General features: G+C 42.8%; 2 protein-coding genes. Both read right to left on the reverse strand.

Annotated elements, in window-relative coordinates; genetic code table 11:
- Positions 1 to 242: 242 nt before the first annotated feature.
- Entirely contained in the window at positions 243 to 536 is a 294-nt protein-coding gene (locus NA59_RS12760; protein ID WP_044413611.1) for an XRE family transcriptional regulator, read from the reverse strand.
- Entirely contained in the window at positions 533 to 880 is a 348-nt protein-coding gene (locus NA59_RS12765; RefSeq protein ID WP_044413613.1) for a type II toxin-antitoxin system RelE/ParE family toxin, read from the reverse strand. The genes NA59_RS12760 and NA59_RS12765 overlap by 4 nt, the downstream gene beginning before the upstream one ends.
- Positions 881 to 1,103 lie beyond the last annotated feature (223 nt).

Genomic DNA, 1,103 nt, shown 5'->3' on the forward strand with positions numbered 1-1,103 from the left:
CGGGTCATGGCTGAGCTCCGGTTAAAAGGTTAACTTGAGAGTAATTATAGGAAAATGGGATGGATTTTGCAATTTAAAAGTGGCTGTCCTTTTAATTTTGTCCATTTAAAAGTGGCTGTCCTTTTAATATCACTGGGTGGTCCTTTTAATATCACTGGGTGAAGGCTTGGGTGGGTTGGGTTAAAAAATGGGTGTCCTTTTAACGTTAATTTGAATTGTTAATTGAAACGAGTGGCGTCTGATCAACCCGCCAACTCGATACGTAACGACTTACCCAAAGCATTCGCCGCACTGGTAAGCGTAGTGAGCGTTAAACTGGTATCACGGTCATCTAATAGACGATTCAACGCAGCCCGACTGGTGTGCATTTTGGCGGCTAAAGCTGTTTTAGTCAGCTTTTGTGATTTCATTTCTTGCGCAATCTGCCATGCAACCACACGCTTAATGGCCACAGCCGTAGTTTCTTCTAATAAAGCTTCTTCAGCCAAGAAGTCATCAAAACTACTGCCTAAATGATGATTCATTTCTGTGTTCATCTCTCACCTCTGAGTTGCTTCATTCTCGCCTTAGCTGTTGCTAAATCGTCGTTTGGCGTTGCTTGAGACTTTTTAATGAAGCCATGCAATAACACCATCGTACTGGACAACACCGTAAAAATCACACGTGCGATCCGACCATCTAAATGAATGCGAACCTCCCATAAATCTTTCGCCAATTTCCGAACCAAGGGCATACCTATAGGCCAACCCAGTTGAACGGTTTTAATGTCCTCGCCAATGGTCTTTCTGTCTGTGGCAGATAACGATTTCAGCCATTCACGCACAGGTTCAGTACCCGCAGCGGTTGCAAAAAATCTAACGTTTAGTGTTGGTGTATTCATAACTCAATTGTATCAATATTGGTACACAACGAGCAAGTATTTTTTGATCCAGAAAAGTTCAAAAGGCGGCATGGGTTGAACATAAGGGGCGTTATGAGAAGGGAATAAAAGTGGCTGTCCTTTTAATTGGATAATGAAATAAGCTGTTGGCGGGCACGGGTCATGGCTGGGCTCCGGTTAAAAGGTTAACTTGAGTGTAATTATAGGAAAATGGGATGGATTT

This window comes from Thiomicrospira microaerophila, from assembly GCF_000934765.1.
In the GTDB taxonomy this organism is placed as follows: Bacteria; Pseudomonadota; Gammaproteobacteria; order Thiomicrospirales; family Thiomicrospiraceae; genus Thiomicrospira; species Thiomicrospira microaerophila.